At 57.7% G+C, this 15,116-nt stretch carries 14 protein-coding genes and 3 pseudogenes; 5 read left to right on the forward strand and 12 right to left on the reverse strand.

The genetic code is table 11. The features are described from left to right. Together AC24YW_RS32035 and AC24YW_RS32040 are read right to left on the reverse strand one after the other, a co-directional pair. Positions 1-454 (reverse strand): annotated as a pseudogene (locus AC24YW_RS32035) (transposase); the annotation flags it as partial. A 2,051-nt stretch (positions 455-2,505) separates the two neighbouring features. After that, positions 2,506-2,784, reverse strand: coding sequence for a hypothetical protein (locus tag AC24YW_RS32040; protein WP_487486472.1), 279 nt, complete (start codon positions 2,782-2,784; stop codon positions 2,506-2,508). On the opposite strand from AC24YW_RS32040, the gene AC24YW_RS32045 reads away from it, so the two are divergent. Then, a complete protein-coding gene (locus tag AC24YW_RS32045) occupies positions 2,783-3,064 on the forward strand; it encodes a helix-turn-helix domain-containing protein (protein ID WP_128931963.1) in 282 nt (93 codons plus the stop codon). The genes AC24YW_RS32040 and AC24YW_RS32045 overlap by 2 nt on opposite strands. A 159-nt stretch (positions 3,065-3,223) precedes the next feature. Then, complete coding sequence (locus tag AC24YW_RS32050) at positions 3,224-4,132, forward strand: LysR family transcriptional regulator (protein ID WP_487486473.1); 909 nt, start codon at positions 3,224-3,226, stop codon at positions 4,130-4,132. A gap of 224 nt (positions 4,133-4,356) precedes the next feature. On the opposite strand, the gene AC24YW_RS32055 is transcribed toward AC24YW_RS32050, so the two are convergent. From AC24YW_RS32055 to AC24YW_RS32065, 3 genes are all read right to left on the reverse strand, one after another. Then, the gene (locus AC24YW_RS32055; protein WP_487486474.1) at positions 4,357-4,998 is read right to left on the reverse strand and encodes a DUF2285 domain-containing protein; all 642 of its coding nucleotides are present in this window, start codon (positions 4,996-4,998) and stop codon (positions 4,357-4,359) included. Continuing rightward, complete coding sequence (locus tag AC24YW_RS32060) at positions 4,934-5,128, reverse strand: transcriptional regulator domain-containing protein (RefSeq protein WP_487486475.1); 195 nt, start codon at positions 5,126-5,128, stop codon at positions 4,934-4,936. The genes AC24YW_RS32055 and AC24YW_RS32060 overlap by 65 nt, the downstream gene beginning before the upstream one ends. Before the next feature lie 163 nt (positions 5,129-5,291). Then, a complete protein-coding gene (locus AC24YW_RS32065) occupies positions 5,292-5,564 on the reverse strand; it encodes a DNA -binding domain-containing protein (RefSeq protein ID WP_487486476.1) in 273 nt (90 codons plus the stop codon). A gap of 617 nt (positions 5,565-6,181) precedes the next feature. Between AC24YW_RS32065 and AC24YW_RS32070 the strand changes: the two genes are divergently transcribed. Next, positions 6,182-6,469, forward strand: a complete 288-nt coding sequence (locus AC24YW_RS32070) for a helix-turn-helix domain-containing protein (RefSeq protein ID WP_487486477.1) — start codon at positions 6,182-6,184, stop codon at positions 6,467-6,469. Between the two features lie 857 nt (positions 6,470-7,326). On the opposite strand, the gene AC24YW_RS32075 is transcribed toward AC24YW_RS32070, so the two are convergent. From AC24YW_RS32075 to AC24YW_RS32100, 6 genes and pseudogenes are all read right to left on the reverse strand, one after another. Next, positions 7,327-8,208, reverse strand: a complete 882-nt coding sequence (locus tag AC24YW_RS32075; protein WP_487486478.1) for a TauD/TfdA dioxygenase family protein — start codon at positions 8,206-8,208, stop codon at positions 7,327-7,329. A 958-nt stretch (positions 8,209-9,166) separates the two neighbouring features. Continuing rightward, entirely contained in the window at positions 9,167-9,562 is a 396-nt protein-coding gene (locus AC24YW_RS32080) for a cytochrome ubiquinol oxidase subunit I (protein WP_487486479.1), read from the reverse strand. Between the two features lie 95 nt (positions 9,563-9,657). Further along, positions 9,658-9,810 carry a hypothetical protein gene (locus AC24YW_RS32085; protein ID WP_487486480.1) on the reverse strand — a complete coding sequence of 51 codons (153 nt, stop codon included), beginning with the start codon at positions 9,808-9,810 and terminating at the stop codon, positions 9,658-9,660. Between the two features lie 71 nt (positions 9,811-9,881). Continuing rightward, a pseudogene (locus AC24YW_RS32090) lies at positions 9,882-10,034 on the reverse strand (NAD(P)/FAD-dependent oxidoreductase); the annotation flags it as partial. A gap of 1,108 nt (positions 10,035-11,142) precedes the next feature. Further along, positions 11,143-11,925: an acetoacetate decarboxylase gene (locus tag AC24YW_RS32095; protein ID WP_487486481.1), complete on the reverse strand. Its 783-nt coding sequence runs from the start codon at positions 11,923-11,925 to the stop codon at positions 11,143-11,145. A 35-nt stretch (positions 11,926-11,960) separates the two neighbouring features. Further along, the gene (locus AC24YW_RS32100) at positions 11,961-13,139 is read right to left on the reverse strand and encodes a patatin-like phospholipase family protein (RefSeq protein WP_487486635.1); all 1,179 of its coding nucleotides are present in this window, start codon (positions 13,137-13,139) and stop codon (positions 11,961-11,963) included. A 442-nt stretch (positions 13,140-13,581) separates the two neighbouring features. Between AC24YW_RS32100 and AC24YW_RS32105 the strand changes: the two genes are divergently transcribed. Beyond that, positions 13,582-13,932: a hypothetical protein gene (locus AC24YW_RS32105; protein WP_487486482.1), complete on the forward strand. Its 351-nt coding sequence runs from the start codon at positions 13,582-13,584 to the stop codon at positions 13,930-13,932. 378 nt (positions 13,933-14,310) lie between these two features. Beyond that, positions 14,311-14,771 (forward strand): annotated as a pseudogene (locus AC24YW_RS32110) (LysR substrate-binding domain-containing protein); the annotation flags it as partial. Positions 14,772-14,904: 133 nt separating this feature from the next. On the opposite strand, the gene AC24YW_RS32115 reads toward AC24YW_RS32110, so the two are convergent. Then, positions 14,905-15,096, reverse strand: a complete 192-nt coding sequence (locus AC24YW_RS32115; protein WP_487486483.1) for a biotin/lipoyl-containing protein — start codon at positions 15,094-15,096, stop codon at positions 14,905-14,907. Between the last annotated feature and the right edge of the window lie 20 nt (positions 15,097-15,116).

Raw genomic sequence — 15,116 nt, forward strand, 5'->3', positions numbered from 1 at the left:
CGATCGGGCGGCCGAGGAACGCCTTCACTCTGTCGTCGATCTCGCCGCACAGCCGGCTCACCTGGCTCTTGGAGATGCCGCTCATCCCCATCGCCTGCACAAGATCGTCCACCGAACGGGTCGAGACGCCTTGCACATAGGCTTCCTGGACCACGGCGGTGAGCGCCTTCTCGGCCATGCGGCGCGGCTCCAGAAAGCCCGGGAAATAGGAGCCCTTGCGCAACTTGGGAATGCGCAGTTCGACAGTGCCGGCGCGGGTCTCCCAGACCCGGTCGCGGTAGCCGTTACGCTGGGCCAGACGCTCGGGATTCTTCTCGCCCTAGGCCGCCCCGGTCTCGCTTTCGACTTCCAGCTCCATCAGCCGCTGGGCGGCGAAGACGATCATCTCGCGCAACAGATCCGCATCAGGGGTCTTCTCCACGAGCGTGCGTAGGTTCATCATCTCATCGGTCATCGGTGGTTCCTCGAATCAGGTTGGTGTCAGCAACCCGACCCTACCGGCGAATCATCGATGACCACCGCAAAGCCGCCCGCCCGCTACGGCGCTGTTGGGGGCGCGCGTGCAGGCGGCTTTGCTCTACCGAGCTACACCATCACTTGGGACACGACCTGTGAATTGCCGCACAGGCTTCGTCAGCTTTTGGAAAGCTAGCGTGAGTACAGAGCCGCTAGGGTTAGCGAGGCGTGGTAGAGACAGCGCCACTACCAGAATGGGACAGCGCCGAGTCACGCTCCTGCTAACCTCAATTTGCAGCGCAGGCGCGGCAGGGACAGCGCCGATCCAGTCCCAAACCGACCGGCGCCGACTCGCGCCCGCGCTGCTTCCCGATTGGTCATAAATTCTGCGGCGGTGTGGTCTTTCAAGCGATCACTTCCATGCCTCCCATCTTACTCCTTCAACATTCTTGGGCTCTGTCATGAGCGGCACGTGGAAGTCTTTTTCATGAAGCGAAGCGGCTTACTTTACTGGACATCGCCAATTTCCACGAAGGTAGCGGACCAGCCTAGAGAGTAGCAGACGATCCAACCAATTCAGGTAGGTGATTGGCAGTCGTACTAAGCCTACAACTTGGCGGCACTCTAGAGAGACGAAGTGTGAGCTTGATACTGAATGGGGCAAGGCTGTTGCCAAGGTTAGCGGCGCGTGGCAGGGACAGCGCTTTTCCAGGGATTGAGTGTCGAGTCGCCCGCCGTTAACCCTTGACGTCGCTGACGCGGTAGGAACAGCGTCTTCGAAGGCTTGCCCGCTAATTAGGTAGGTGCCCTGCGGTACCTGTCGGCAATATTCTGTAGCACCGCGAGCGGCTTGCCGCTCACGGGAGCAAAAGTGGCCAGCGACACAGAGGCTTGCGGCATCGGGCAGGAACAGCGATTTCGCCTTCAGGGCTTCACTACCCGATCGCCAAGCCGCCCGGTAGAACTACTAGCGGCTAGCAGGAGCAGAATCGGATTCGTTCACTGAGGCTGGGTAAACATCGAGGAGATGAACATGCCGAAGGGCGCCAACAAGCCAGGCTCTGGCGACAGAGGATAACTTTTTCCTGACCGGCCTCCGTGTTCACCCGGATGGCAACCTAATCCGCGGCTCGACCTTGTCGAGCCATGGGTCTGAATTTTCCCACCTCGCCGTCGGTCGGCACGCTGTATCCGCAGCCCGCTATTGCAGGCACAGGCCGCGCGATCAGGCAAAGCGGGGACGAGCAAGAAGAGCAGCTCCCGGCCGAGCAGGAGTTCCTTCCATCGCGCCAGTCGTGTCTGCAGCGCTCTCGTGTTCTGCAACAATTCTTTCCTTGCATCCTTGTCACTCTTAGCGTCGCTGGGCAACATCGAAGTCTCTCAGCCGAGTGACCTTGGGCTAAGCCGGCCCGCGGCGTTCGAATGGTCCGGACAACGCCCAAGCCGAAACCTCTCAGTTAGTCTCAAGCGCGCGCCGAATAGCGGTTCGTTCAGGCTCATACATCATGGGTAACGATACGCGTGGCATCTATCCGACTTCATTGGCGGATCGAAGTCGCGACCTCTCGCCGCTTGCCCTCGCGCTAGCGCCTCCGCGTTCCAAGTCGACACTGCGAGACTTTGCTCTCTGGACGCCACTCTTGTGCGGTCGGTGGCTGCTGCCAAAATAGGTTATGACTTGCCGTACCGCGTTTGATTTGAACTTGTCGTTATACTTGATGACCCGACCGGCGCGCGTTCCTTGAGCCTCAGCTAAGAGAGTTCGCCGTCCTGCCTCTTGAGCGGACGGGAGGGCCTAGAAGTCCGTCTCATCGCTGAAGGCAGCGTGCGGAACGTCCACAAAGATGCTGTACCGGTAGACGAAATTCTCTGAGTCCGGAGAATGAACGAGATTAGGGTCCCTGAAACGCGCCGTCTGCGCCGATCCACGGATAAAGACCGCTACAAAGATGGCTGAACGGCTGTCGCTGCGATCGCGATAGTCAGTGCGCCAGCTCATTTCATCGGAGCTACAACTCCATTGCGATGAATGGAGGAGCCTCGCCTCGCTCAGCCAGCATCTTTGCTTGGCTCGAGGCTGTTCGTGCGAGTTGGGCAGCGGAATCGAACCGCTGCCGAGGCAGCAGTTTGGGTGAGCTTCGGCCAGCCCAGAAAACTGGCGCCGCCGCGAATTGAAAGACGGTCGACATACCGGCGCATATGCGGCCCGCTCCCATAGCGTCGGGGAAAGGCGATACGGTGGCTCGCATACCTTTCAAATCCGGTGATGTTTTTTTGTAGGTTATAGCCAGTGGTTTGATGACCGTCGAAATGGCTGCTTTCGCGCATGAGAGCTCGTGCGCTTGTGGCTTACAATGTGCGCCGGATCCGCGTCCAGCGCGGTATTCCGCAAGAGCAATTGGCCTACGATGCAGGTGTTGATCGCTCCTATATGAGCGGACTTGAGCGTCAACAGGCGAACCCGACAATTGATCTCCTCGATCGGCTTGCCGAGACGCTCGGCGTCGCTGTCTCCGAGCTTTTCGTTCGGCCATCCAAGGGGGCGCCGCCACCTGCAACGTTACCTAAAGGTCGCAAGCCGAAGCCGGCACGCGGCAAAAGGACTTAGCCCCGACAAACACCAGCTGAGACGCAGGTCTTGTGCGGTACTGGGGCAGGGTATCTCGTTTCCACGAGGATTTCATGCGTGGCCGACCCATGATACGCGGCGATCCGCTATGGGCATCGAATAATGTGATGGATGCTCATTCTGACGCCGGAGCAGACAATGGCGACTCAAGACGATGAGGTTCCTTTAAATGCCATCCGCGCGTTTGTGACCGTTGCCAAGGAAGGCAGCGTCACGCGCGCGGCCACCAGTTTGGGAACAACGCAAAGTTCGGTCAGCCGATATTTGGCTGTACTGCGGGATTATCTGGGCGCTGATCTCATCGAGCGGCGTGGACGGCGCAGCGATTTGACCGAGTTTGGGAGGCTTTTCGCGAACGCAGTGTCTGAGCCGCTCGAAACGGTTGGCTTTACCGCGAAGAGAATGCGACGCCGTGCCGGCACAGCAACGAATCGGATTGTGGTCCGCACGTCACTATCGACCTTTGCTTTCTCTTTTCTTATTCCAAATCTGCAGGCTTTCTCTTCTGAAGCGGGTGGCGTTATCGTCGACATCGTCAGCTCGCTGGCGCCGCCGACATCTTCGGATGATTTCGATATTTTGATTACACGGGACCTATCCGTCATCGAACCCGCCGACAGTTGGGAGATCTACAAAGAGGAGCTGGTGTGCGTCGGCCCGCCAAATCTCGTCGGGGGTAAAGAGCTCTCGCTTGTCCGCTCAACCCCTATACTGAACATCACATCCCGCCCCGACATCCTGCCGACATGGCTGAGGGCCATGAACCTGTCTTCAAGCGACATACGAGCGGGCGCGCGGTATGATCACAATTATCTTGCTCTGCCGGCCGTCATGACAGGAAAATGCCTTCTTGTCGCGCCGGAAATCATCGTCAGTGACCTCGTGCGAGGGGGCGCTTTGCAAATCGTCCCTGGCACCCGCGCTCCAAGTGGCATGCAATATCGCGCCTATGCCGTAGATCGCAGCGCGCACCCCGAGATCGCACGTTCTTTTTGCCGATGGCTGTCTCGTCTTTGCAAAAAGGTCGCACCTGTGCAGGCTGCCTGAGGTCTAGCGGTGTCCCTCGATCCGGCACAGCGGGAGATCAATGCTCAGTTTGAGATCGCTCACCTTAAGAAAGCTATTCGAGCACATTCGTCGCCGCTTGGTGCAGCAATCAAGACGCCAATAATGAGAGATCGTAGCGCAAAACTCTATTCTGGCCGCCATCGTGCCGTGGCAGAAGAATTGGCAGGCAAACGGAGGTCGGCCGTTTATTGCGCCGCAGCCCTTTACTTGTCATCCCTGCCCCTGCGTTTGTCGAGCAATGCTCGCCAGCGAAGGCGCATGAGGCGCCGCCCCAGCTTAACAAGTCGAATGGTTCGGCTGCGCAAATCGCCTGTTTTCCAGGCGCGCTCAGCAATACGACGGCTTCCAAACAGGCCCTGCGCGATTTGGCGGTAGCTATTTCCTTCGTGCCATCCATCCACAGCACGCAGCGCAAGGATCAGCCGACGCTGCTTCAAAGCAGGCAAAGCAAGAGGAGGCATTCCGAGCGCCCGACGCTCAAGGGCGAGCCAAAATCGACGCGCGGCCCCCAACCGCAGCTCGAAATCGGCGTCGAGCGGCAGATCGACAGAATATCCGCTCACCGGAAGCTCCCTTAGCCAAAGGCGATGCTTCGTGCCCCCAAGCGGCAGGATCGCATGCCATCCATCCGGCGCACGACGAAGCTCGCTGCCCGGCAGATTGTCGAAATCGAGCTGATAGCTTTTGGGCGCAATGACGTTGGCCGCCCGCACAGCCAGTACGGTCGGCAGCACCTCGGGTGCCCAAAAGACTGAGTGCTCGTCGAAAGTCCTTTGCGGATCAGCAGGAAAACGAGAGTCCCCACTTGCGTCGGAACTGGCCCGCCGCTGCGCTTGAACGTTCACGGCGAGATAGCCGCTGATAATCCTCTTGGTAGTCGCGATCCCGGCGCAGCCACTCCCAGGCCAGGTCGGCAGCATCCGCCTTCATCAGGCCGCTGTATGCTTCCTCAGATCTCCAGTCAGTATCCGGCATCGCACCTTTCCCGTAAAATCTTCAGACGCGGCGAAATGCATCCGATGATTGTGGCTCTTTCCGGTGCTTGCTTATCGTGTATGCGCCTTGCAGGCACTTAATCGATGGAATGATCGACTTTTGCGATCGCGACACATTCCGGCGCCCCTGACATCCGCGCTGATCATTGTTTGGGCCAACCGCTACGTAGCAGACCGCGATAGCCGTGGCCCGCTAGCCACTTGGCCCGAGTCAGATGACTTTCGAATGTGCGTCGCGCGCGATCCGGTTCAACGGTGGGGTCAAGTCCGAGCACGATTCGCGCTATTTCGCACCAATCTGCCTTGTCAGCGTCCGCATCAAGCAGTCGCACGTAAGCGACGGCGTGCTCCCTGTCATATGACGTGAGTTCGTCGACGCTGGGCGCCAATTCCGCAATCTTCGGCTCGGTTGGCACTGCCAGAAACTCCTACCCAGCTGAAAAATCTACCGAAATCACAGCAACGATAACTAATCTGAGGTCGCTTTGGTACCTGCTCAATGGTCGCACGCCGACCTCCTTTTCGCGCTGAGATCGCGATCGCATATCGGCTCACATTGAGCTGGTGGCTCGATCCTGCGCTTTCCCTTTTTCATCGCAGTCCATACTGCAAGCGATTGCAGATGTGCCCTGTAACTAGGTTGCCCTTGTTCCTGGCGGAGGGCTGGTGGTCCGTTGTGACGGGTCAGGTCTCACTCGTGAAAGGCAAATAACCAGAACCCGCCAACTGGAGAATATTCGTTTCCGTTTCGACCCACAGTTGAACATTCGTCCTATATGGTCGCCGTCTCGGGAAAACGCCGCAGGCACCTTTGAGCGCTGTTTTTCTCTGCCGCTGATGGCAAGCTATTGCCTCACGAGAACCGCTTGTGATGGTCAACGAGAAGACGGGTACCCGCTAGCTGCGTCTGCATCTCACGTTGCCTCGTTCCTCGAAGCAATTGGGGAAGACCAATCACCACCGGCTCGAGCTTATCGTAATAGTCTGGCTATAACCAGTGGTTTGATAATCATCGGAATGGCTGCCTCTGCGCATGAACGCTCGTGCGCTTGTGGCCTGGAATGTGCGCCGGATCCGCGTAGAGCGCGGCATTCCGCAAGACCAATTGGCCTATGATGCCGGGATCGACCGCTCATACATGGGGCGCATTGAGCAAAAGAAAGAGAACCCGACTATTGATCTCCTGGAACGCATCGCCGCGACTTTGGGCGTTCACTTGTCTGAATTATTCACCCAGCCGGCTAAGGGTGCAATGCCCCCCAAGCCGATGTCCAGAGGGCGCAAGCCGACACGGCTTGCCCGAAACAAACGTAATTATTGAGCGAGCCATGTTTTGGCTAACGCTTGGGCGGAATCGAGCCGGAGGGCCACGCGCTTCATCGGTCTATAGTCGACGATTCCGCTCACCTGCTCCAACGGATGTCGTCCCGGCGGGGTTCCGCCTAGCGAGCCGAGGGCAGCCTGGCGTAAGGCACGAGCATCTTCAAAAATGAACTCGTAGGGCGCTCGCCGTAAGCCTACCGAGCCGCTTGAAACCGAGGTTTTCGAACAGTCTGTTCGGAACTGTGATCGGTTAGTCGGGCGGCATTCGGGTGATCGGAACGCCACAAGCAAGAGACTTCCGCAAGGGGATGGAGGGCACTGCTACCCTCGTGGGGAAGAGCATGAGAGCAGGTCCGTAGACCAGAGCTGTCGGTCGGTAGATCAAGCTGGTAAGCGGCTTGAGGATGGGACCTTCGGGAGCGCGGGATGCCCATGCAGGGCGCAATTTAGGCCTTCTCGAAAGGCTCGACTGACGGTTTGTTTATGGGACGCGTAAGACGCGGGCACGATCGCGAGCGAGATAGTTTAAACCGCCGCCGGGCGCTGTGAATCGAGCCCATCCGAGACGTCGCCTGAATTGGGTGTGAGTTAAGCCGGGCCTGACTATCCCGCTACGATGGAGGGCATGCTGCCCGCCGAGCGAGAGCCAACGGTTGCATGAGATCCTGCAGCAACGGTTTGACCGTTGAGCAGAGACGATGCCTGAAGATTAATGCTCTTGGGCCTGCAAGAAGTTGCGGTTGCAGCTGAGCCTATTAGCCGGTCTGGCGCATAAGGCCGGCTCACTCGACATTGCAAGGTCCCGACTTAGTGTGAGGTCTCCGGCGTCTTACGATCCGGGAGATGCGGACAATGTCAGGCAGCCTTTGCGGCCCGTGCTTTTCGCCTCTTCTCGTGCGGTACGCGGGCGTCAAAGGCATGCTGGTCCGTGGCCCAGTGAGGACTGCCGGTTTTTTTGATAGGGTACGGCTCAGTCGCGCGACTATCCCAGATTACGACGTCGCCTGATTTCGAGTTCCAGCACAGGGTGTTCCGGGGCGCAATGAGGTAGGATTGCAGCCGTTCAAACAGTCTTTGGCTGGGATAGCGCTGCAGGCCGACGAAGCTCTCCACGGAACGACCGAGCGATAGCATGCGTTCGCCGGTTTCGGGATGAACACGAACAATCGGATGTGTGGTTTCGTAGATCGTTCCAGTGGATACGCCCCACGAAGGCCGCTTGTTGCCATCGGTGACTCTCTCTGTCGTAGTAAGATCAGATGCGACGCAGCTCACGGCCCAGAGGTTATCCGCGAGCATCCGCAGGGGATCGGGAAGGTCAAGATAAGCGGCGGCCCTGCTCGACCAAGCAATGTCACCGTCAAAAGGCGGGACCGCCGCGAGTCGCAGCACCGAAATGGCTGTGCGGACCAGCTCGTCATTCATCTGGTTGACATGACTGCAGACGGGATCGGACAGCTCCTGCCGTAAACCGTCCATTTTATCCGTCATTGTGGGATTCGGTAACAGCGAGCCGAGCCGGAGCACAAAACGGTGTTGCTGGGCGTCATCGAGATGACCCTGATCACGGAAGAAGATGACCTTGTGGTCTAGCAGCAGCCGGTTGAACGCTACGATGACATCGTCTTGCAGATCGTCCGAGATCGTGATGTTCTTGATTTCGGCACCAAGCCGCTCCGCGTGCTTGACGATGTCTGCTCGCGGAATGACATTTTCAACAGCGATTGTTCCACTCATTACGAGGCCTCTTTCTGTGATGTCTCAACAGGCACAGTGGTGGTCGCAGTCTGGCGACAAGCTCTAAAAAACACCTTGATGCTACACACCCGAATTGTTTGAACGTGGGTCACCGCGCCGCTCCATTAGGCGGCTGAATTCCGATACACACCACCAGCACCTTAGAATCCCGATCCCTGTGCGTGTCGACACGCCTAGTGCCGTTCTCATCGAAGGACACTCGCATGTGAGGCCGGCAGATCGATTTGCAGCCCGATCAACAGTGCAGATCATAAACGCAATCCATGTCCAGTCCATGAAACGAAACCAGCTTTCTTTTTGAGCTCGCGCGACGTTCGCCTCGTCTCCGAACTCATGCTTGGAAAATGCCCGAACAACGGCTGCGTCGTGCTCCATTCATCCTGCACGGACTCATGCGCACGATGAAGATTAGAACTGGTTCGCGGCATGCACTCGCGAGCGGAATAAGGACCCGTCGCCTTGAAAGTATAATCTACTTGAAGATGTATATTGTATCCACAACTACTTCAATGCGCCGCAATCATATATTCGCGACTTGGAGTTGTTCAACCGCGACTGTTTCATCAGCTGATCACCTACTGTCGTGCCTTGAACTAGCGGGAGAAGCGCACAATAAGGAAGTTGCAACTTTTGATGCAACTTAAACAACGGACTTAATCCCTCGATTTTCTCGAAACTTGCACTTGGCAGGAATGTAGGTGTCCCGGGGTAACCTGCCTCTGCACGGAGACCTAGACTTTCCTTGTGCATGCCATTTGGCTTTGTAGCAGTTGAGTACACATATGATACAGCGCGCCGACCGCTCAGGAATATCGCTCCTCTGAGATAACGTGGCGTTTTGCGCTCTCGGACTGCAAGCCGCAAATTCCGGCTGGCTATTTTGCCTCACTATGAGCGACCCCCGACACTGAAGGGCACGTCGGATCCAGATCATAGCTCAATCTACTCCCTCATCACCAACTAGGCGGCGATCAGCACCCTGCTTTGGGTGGTCAACCACTACGTTGGCAATCTCGTACCGGTGCCCGGAGTCTTTTCTGGCTACCAAGCGTCCATCGTCCGGACCGGCGCCGAGGATCGCGAGCTTGTAATCACGAGGAGGGCGTTGAAGGACGATCTCGAGCCTGCGTCGGGCGTGAAATTCGCCATCCACCATCTCGTATTCCGCAGGCGTCTGCATCCAGGAATCGCGCGCGAGGATCCAGAACGCGCTCAACAACGTTCCGAGCGCGACGAGACAGCTTGAGCCGAGGTGAATCATCTTGCCAACCCGCCTGTGGCCGAACAGCATCAAGCCGAGAAAGCCCGCCTCGAGAAAGAATGCGGTCAGCACCTCATAGCTCAGCAAAGGACTTGCGATATTGCCGACGCGCTCCACCGAGCGCGAACGTCAAGGCGAAGATCTTGGTCCAGGGCGGTAGGATGGAGCTAGTCCAGCTTGGCCGGTTGATCGACGGCGTGCAGATGCTTCAGGCAAAAGAACAGCGGCACCCAACCGAGCGCGATCGAGATCGACGGAAACAGGATGTGGAACGTGATGTTTGCGGCGAACTGCACGTGTGCAAGGACCACAGCGTCCATCAGCGTTCCTCCCAAGCGCTATCGTCCTCGCGCAGTTTCTCAACGGCACGACTCCTGGCCGTGCCCCTCGATCAATGGAGCTTCACATGCGGCTCAGTCCGGCGCGTGATTCGGCGGGCGAGCGAGTCGCGCGTCACCTTCACCAGACCATGCAGCGCGTATTCGCGTATCTTGTAGAGCGAGAGGTACATCATCCTGGCGAACAGGCCCTCGAAGACGAGATTCCGCCGACCAGGGCTCGAGCTTTCCTTGTTAGCGCGCAGCACGATCGCGAGCGCGATCCAGCGGATGATCGAGCGCAGCTTGTGCTCGATGGCGAGTTCGCCTGGCAAGGGCGGCTGTTGGGTCAGCGGAATGGTGTTGCAATAGGACGTCGTCAGCGTCTGCGCAATCTTAAGCCCGCCTTTGCGAGCCGCATCGACCTTCGTGTTGACGACGAACTCGGCCCGCTCGTTGCCGCGATGTCCCTTGATGGCTGACGGCGCATCCAGACACTCCTGGGTTTCCTACGGATCCAGGTCGTGCGCGCCTGCAACTGTCATCACCTTCTCCATTTATGTACGAAGCCGACTCAAGCGTCAGTAGTCATCACGCTCCGCGAAAGGCGGAGAGGCGCAAATCTGTTCAGGCGACTTCGCCTGTGCTGTTACGTGAAGGATCGAATGCTGGCTCGCGTCAGAGGTCCCCCGCATTGCTTGTTCTGGAGCCGATGCTCCTTTCGTCGATGCTAAAAGCAGCATCGGTGCCAGGCCACGGAGGCAGGGCGATAATCGTGCATCTCCTCGTTTTGCCGGGAAATGCTCTCAGGGCACGGTAGCTCCGGGACCTCTGGAGCCACGATCGGTCCCAAGCGCCGGAAGGCCGGCCGGCGGAGCGATCCGGAATATTGGACGGTCGTGGCCAGGCGTCGCGGCCGGCAAGGCGGATCAGGCGGTCGGGGATGAAATGGAGTTGATGATGCTGCTCTGACCGATCGAATGTCTGCGGGCAACACCCGCTTCTGGCACGCGAGGGCGATTCTCCACTAGAGCGCTGCTTTCAGGTGCACCCGTGGCTCGAGCGCACGGCCTTTCCCGCATGCATGCCGCCGAATGCGTCGCTCGGCAGCTATGAACCCTCGCGTCGCTGCAACTCCCATACACGCTGTGGTAAACGCCAAGTCGAGGGAGGGCAAGAGCCAGAGAAGGGCCGTCATCACCGGCTCAGCTGATTTCGTTGTCGGTCCGCGGATTGCGCCACTACTCCTTTCTCACTATCCTCCCCTTCCGACCCGGAACGACAACGAGCCAACAACTTTGCTTGCGACAAAATCGCATTCAGGCCGTGTTGTCGTCAGGTGACAAACGCTTTATCGCGGGCGCTACGATTCTCCTGCTGGAGATAATCATGGACAACTCGCCCGAGGCCAAGTGTAAGGTCGGCGCGGATGTGGATAGAGGCTACGATCTCGAGAACCGGTAATTCAGCTACCGGAGCCAATGCGTGAGGGGTCAGGGACAAGGCCGCCGGCCCGGTCCAGGCTCCCTTTAGAGCTATTTCCTCAAGCCTGTATTCTACCAATTCGCATATGCGCGGACTGCCATCGACATGTGGGATGATTTTGAGCAGAAAATTCGGCTCCTCGAGCGCGGCTTTGACTTGAGCCAAGTCGGCCTCGCCGTGTTTGTAGCCCATCGTACCTGTTGCAACTCGCAGCGGCCCATAGTCCAGTGTACCGATAATCGTCTCAACTTCGGTTCGCAACATCGGTTGGGCGAGCTTTTTTGGAAAGCCCCACAGTTCTCGTCCACCTGCAATGGCCGCCTCGTCGTTAAGAAACATGCAGTGCGTGTAGCTACCGCTACGTCCTCGAAAGGATATAGGGATCACCTGACCGCTTTCTGTGTAGTCGCCAAATCTGTTTGAATCCGGCATGCGAATGAATTCATATTTCACAAGCGCTTGCCGCTCATCGAACTCCAGCGGCTCAGGTAACACTGCTCGCAGCTTTGCTGGATCGGTGCGGTATGTAATTATAAGGTATTCGCGATCGACAAACCGATACGGCCCTCGTGAATACGCTGGATTGGTGAGCGGCATCGCGAACGCCCGTTGGAGCACTTCGTTCTCGCGCATTCAGTTCTCCTGAGGTTGGGAATTACCAGCTTGCTTTACTCGCGGCCATCCTGGTCAAGCTCGAGCGTAAAGACGCCGTCAGGACTTGCGGGGCGACCGAACACCTCGGGATGGCGCAGCACGCGTAACCCATCCTTATAACCTGCGCGCCAACGCTCTTGCATCGAAACGCGGGAGAACTCGTAATCTTTTGAGTGTCCCTCGTGCTTCCGCGCACGGTAGGTCAATTGGACGACGTTATAGACGTTATGACAGATAGAAGAAGCTCTCAGAAGCTTCACAGTCTCATCTTCGCTGAGATCTTCGGGGATCCGATCCAACAGGGCAGCGAGTGCACGCCGTAGCTGCTGCACGCGCCTAAGCTGGCGGAGGCTTCGTCGCGTGCGGCTCGAATATTGAATCTCCTTTTGGCGCGCGGCGACTTCCGCCATGTTGCGCGGTATCTGTCCGCGAGGGCTCCACACGTCGACCTGGAACGCGAGCATGTCCTGGGGAGCGTCAGACTCAAGTAGCCATTCCAGTGGTGTATTGGATACGAGGCCACCATCCCAGTAGTGCTCACCATCTATCTCTATGGCCGGAAAACCTGGCGGCAGCGCTCCGCTCGCCATGATGTGCTCCGGCATGATCGTGTGAGTGCTGTTATCGAAATAGACGACATTGCCTGTTCGTACGTTGACTGCACCTGCACTGAATCGGATCATTCCAGCATTAAGACGATCAAAATCGACGAGGCGCTCCAGCGTCATCTTTAAGCTGCTAGTATCATAAAAGCTGGTGGCCTCGCTCGTCCCGTCGCGTTGCGACCAGGGGGGCATGGTCCGCGTGGAGAAAAATCCCGTTGCACCGCATACTACCGCAAAGCTTGCGCTCACCTGGTTGAAGAAATTGCGCGCACCGGCGCTGCGGGCTAAGTCGATAAAGGGATTGCTGGTGCAATACCAAGGTCCACCAGATGTCACTTGCGTCCAAAATTCTCGTACGCGATCAAGACGCGCGTCGGGCGGGTTGCCCGCGATGATGGCAGCGTTGATCGCTCCGATGGAGATACCGGCGACCCAATTAGGATGGATGTTGGCCTCGACCAAGGCCTCGTAGACGCCTCCCTGGTATGCCCCCAGAGCACCAGCCCCCTGCAAGACCAGGGCTATGCAGTGAAATGGCAGCCGCTGATCAACCCCTTCGACGTGATGGTGGCCAGGCGGTAAATTCATAGTCTGCGCATGTTCCGTTGGAAATTCGCCAAGCTCGATCCTCCTTGACACGCAAATCGCACTTGAACATATCCAGAAGCGGGTGGAATTGGACGACATTGTCGTTTCGCTAGAGGGTGCGGGCCGCTGCCTGACGTCACGCGAAGCGTTGGGTAGATGATCGCTTATCTCGAATTCCTTCAGCCAAGGGGCTACGCAAACTCCATGCCAGCACGGAATGAGTTGAGACATTCCGCGCCGGCGACGCATGCGCGCCGTAAAGAGGAGCCCGTTCTGTGCCGCCTGCCGCCCTTGGCCTTCATATGGTTGCGCAGGACATAGTAGCCTCAGTTATAGACGTGATCGGCCACCGCTTGGGTGCGGACTCATTTGTGTGAAATGCGCTGGTTCTCTATACGACACACGTCGGTTTCCCGACGCATCTTTTGAACGATTGCGGCGATTGGCCAGTCCGTCCTTGCCGATATTTGATGAGCCTGAACCGCGCACGGGCACACATGATTTTAAAAAGCGCTCGATCATCGCTCGCCATTTTCTCCGCAACTGCGGCGCGCCACTCTCAATGAAAAAAGAAGATTTGCTCTGGGCTGTGACGCTCCAGCCTGCCGCCCGTTTGTACGCGTTCTGCGATCGTCTGCAGTTTTATTTCTCTGACCTTTGCGACGGACATCTCTTCATTGTTGAAGCTCTCGGCCAAATTCCTGGGATGACCGTCGTTGCGCGGATTGCGCTACAAGCGTCGTGTTACCGCAACCAGGTCCGCCGCGCGCCGGAATGTCGCGCTTGCTCGTGAAGGCTACGCCGCCAGGATGCCCGATGCCGCAATAGAATGACAATGCTTAAGGGCGTCGCGATGTCTTATCCTCGGCAATGGCTCTTGCGGCCAGCACCAACGCCCCCGCAGCACCAACGTCCACTTCGTGAACTCGTTCTCAATGCGCAGCTAACATCCGTTTAAGCCCTGCGAGCTTTCAAAAACACTGATCCTTGCCTTTGCTTTGTTTGCAGTGTCGTAGGTTTGGTGAATTTGCTCCTGATATCGCGGCAACGCTCGGTGTCTGCCACCAGCTCTCGTTATCTGTCAGTTTGCCGTGGAAACGTCACGATGAGGCTTGGTCCTCAGTGCTTCGATTGCAAGAGGCAGGCATCTGAAGACCACCGGTGCACCCGGACAGCCGTTGTCGCTCTGTCCTTGTGCGAACCTTCGCTAACCGAAATAGCGTTGTTTTCGGAGAAGTTTCTGGCAGTGCGGCCGAGCGAGGATGAGGGATCGCCGGTGCGCAACAGCGAAACTCTGCGCGAAATGCGGCTACTGCTCTTGGAGGAAGGGCACTGTTTTCGAGACCAAGCCCTGTCGTTCTGCAACACGCGATCATCACCATCGCGGGAGGCATTGGATGCGAACTCGCTGTCTACGCTCGCTCAAATGGGGGAGCAGGCATCGGTGTTACCCTGATCCCGGAGATAGCGACTTCCGTAGAGACGCGCTCGGCACCCGTATCGATCGCCCGCTTCGGCAATCCGCAACCTTCGCGAACTATCGGCATGGTCTGACGCAAGACGATCCGGCTGGCCGGGCAGCTGCTGCACATCTCGGAGGTGGTTCGTCGTTCGGCAAGCGCGCTGCGCTAGCAGCATGCTGACGGATATTCGCGGCAACGGCGCCGCACGGCGGCGGTTGCACGTGGTTACGATCGCGGATGCACCTGCATAGTCATGCGATCTAAACGCGCTCCGTACAATGCCGCTGTTTGTCGAGGTATGGCTAGATAATGGTCAGGAGCAAGTCCTTGGCCTCGATGTGATCACCCACCTTAACCAATAACTCGGAAATGACCGCCGCCTTCAGCGCGGGAATGGTCGTTTCCATTTTCATAGCCTCGATAGTGACTAGAATGTCGCCAACTTTGATCTCCGGTCCCGGTTTGACCGCGACTGCGGATATTGCGCCAGGCATCTGGGCCGTACATTTTTTTC

The organism is Bradyrhizobium sp. USDA3516 (assembly GCF_057651995.1).

Coding starts and splice junctions, on each gene's coding strand:
- AC24YW_RS32045 (WP_128931963.1), top strand. CDS start 2,783: ATGAGAGCTCGTGCGCTTGTGGCTTACAATGTGCGCCGGATCCGCGTC.
- AC24YW_RS32040 (WP_487486472.1), bottom strand. CDS start 2,784: ATGCGCGAAAGCAGCCATTTCGACGGTCATCAAACCACTGGCTATAAC.
- AC24YW_RS32050 (WP_487486473.1), top strand. CDS start 3,224: ATGGCGACTCAAGACGATGAGGTTCCTTTAAATGCCATCCGCGCGTTT.
- AC24YW_RS32060 (WP_487486475.1), bottom strand. CDS start 5,128: ATGCCGGATACTGACTGGAGATCTGAGGAAGCATACAGCGGCCTGATG.
- AC24YW_RS32070 (WP_487486477.1), top strand. CDS start 6,182: ATGAACGCTCGTGCGCTTGTGGCCTGGAATGTGCGCCGGATCCGCGTA.
- AC24YW_RS32075 (WP_487486478.1), bottom strand. CDS start 8,208: ATGAGTGGAACAATCGCTGTTGAAAATGTCATTCCGCGAGCAGACATC.
- AC24YW_RS32085 (WP_487486480.1), bottom strand. CDS start 9,810: ATGGACGCTGTGGTCCTTGCACACGTGCAGTTCGCCGCAAACATCACG.
- AC24YW_RS32095 (WP_487486481.1), bottom strand. CDS start 11,925: ATGCGCGAGAACGAAGTGCTCCAACGGGCGTTCGCGATGCCGCTCACC.
- AC24YW_RS32100 (WP_487486635.1), bottom strand. CDS start 13,139: ATGAATTTACCGCCTGGCCACCATCACGTCGAAGGGGTTGATCAGCGG.
- AC24YW_RS32115 (WP_487486483.1), bottom strand. CDS start 15,096: ATGCCTGGCGCAATATCCGCAGTCGCGGTCAAACCGGGACCGGAGATC.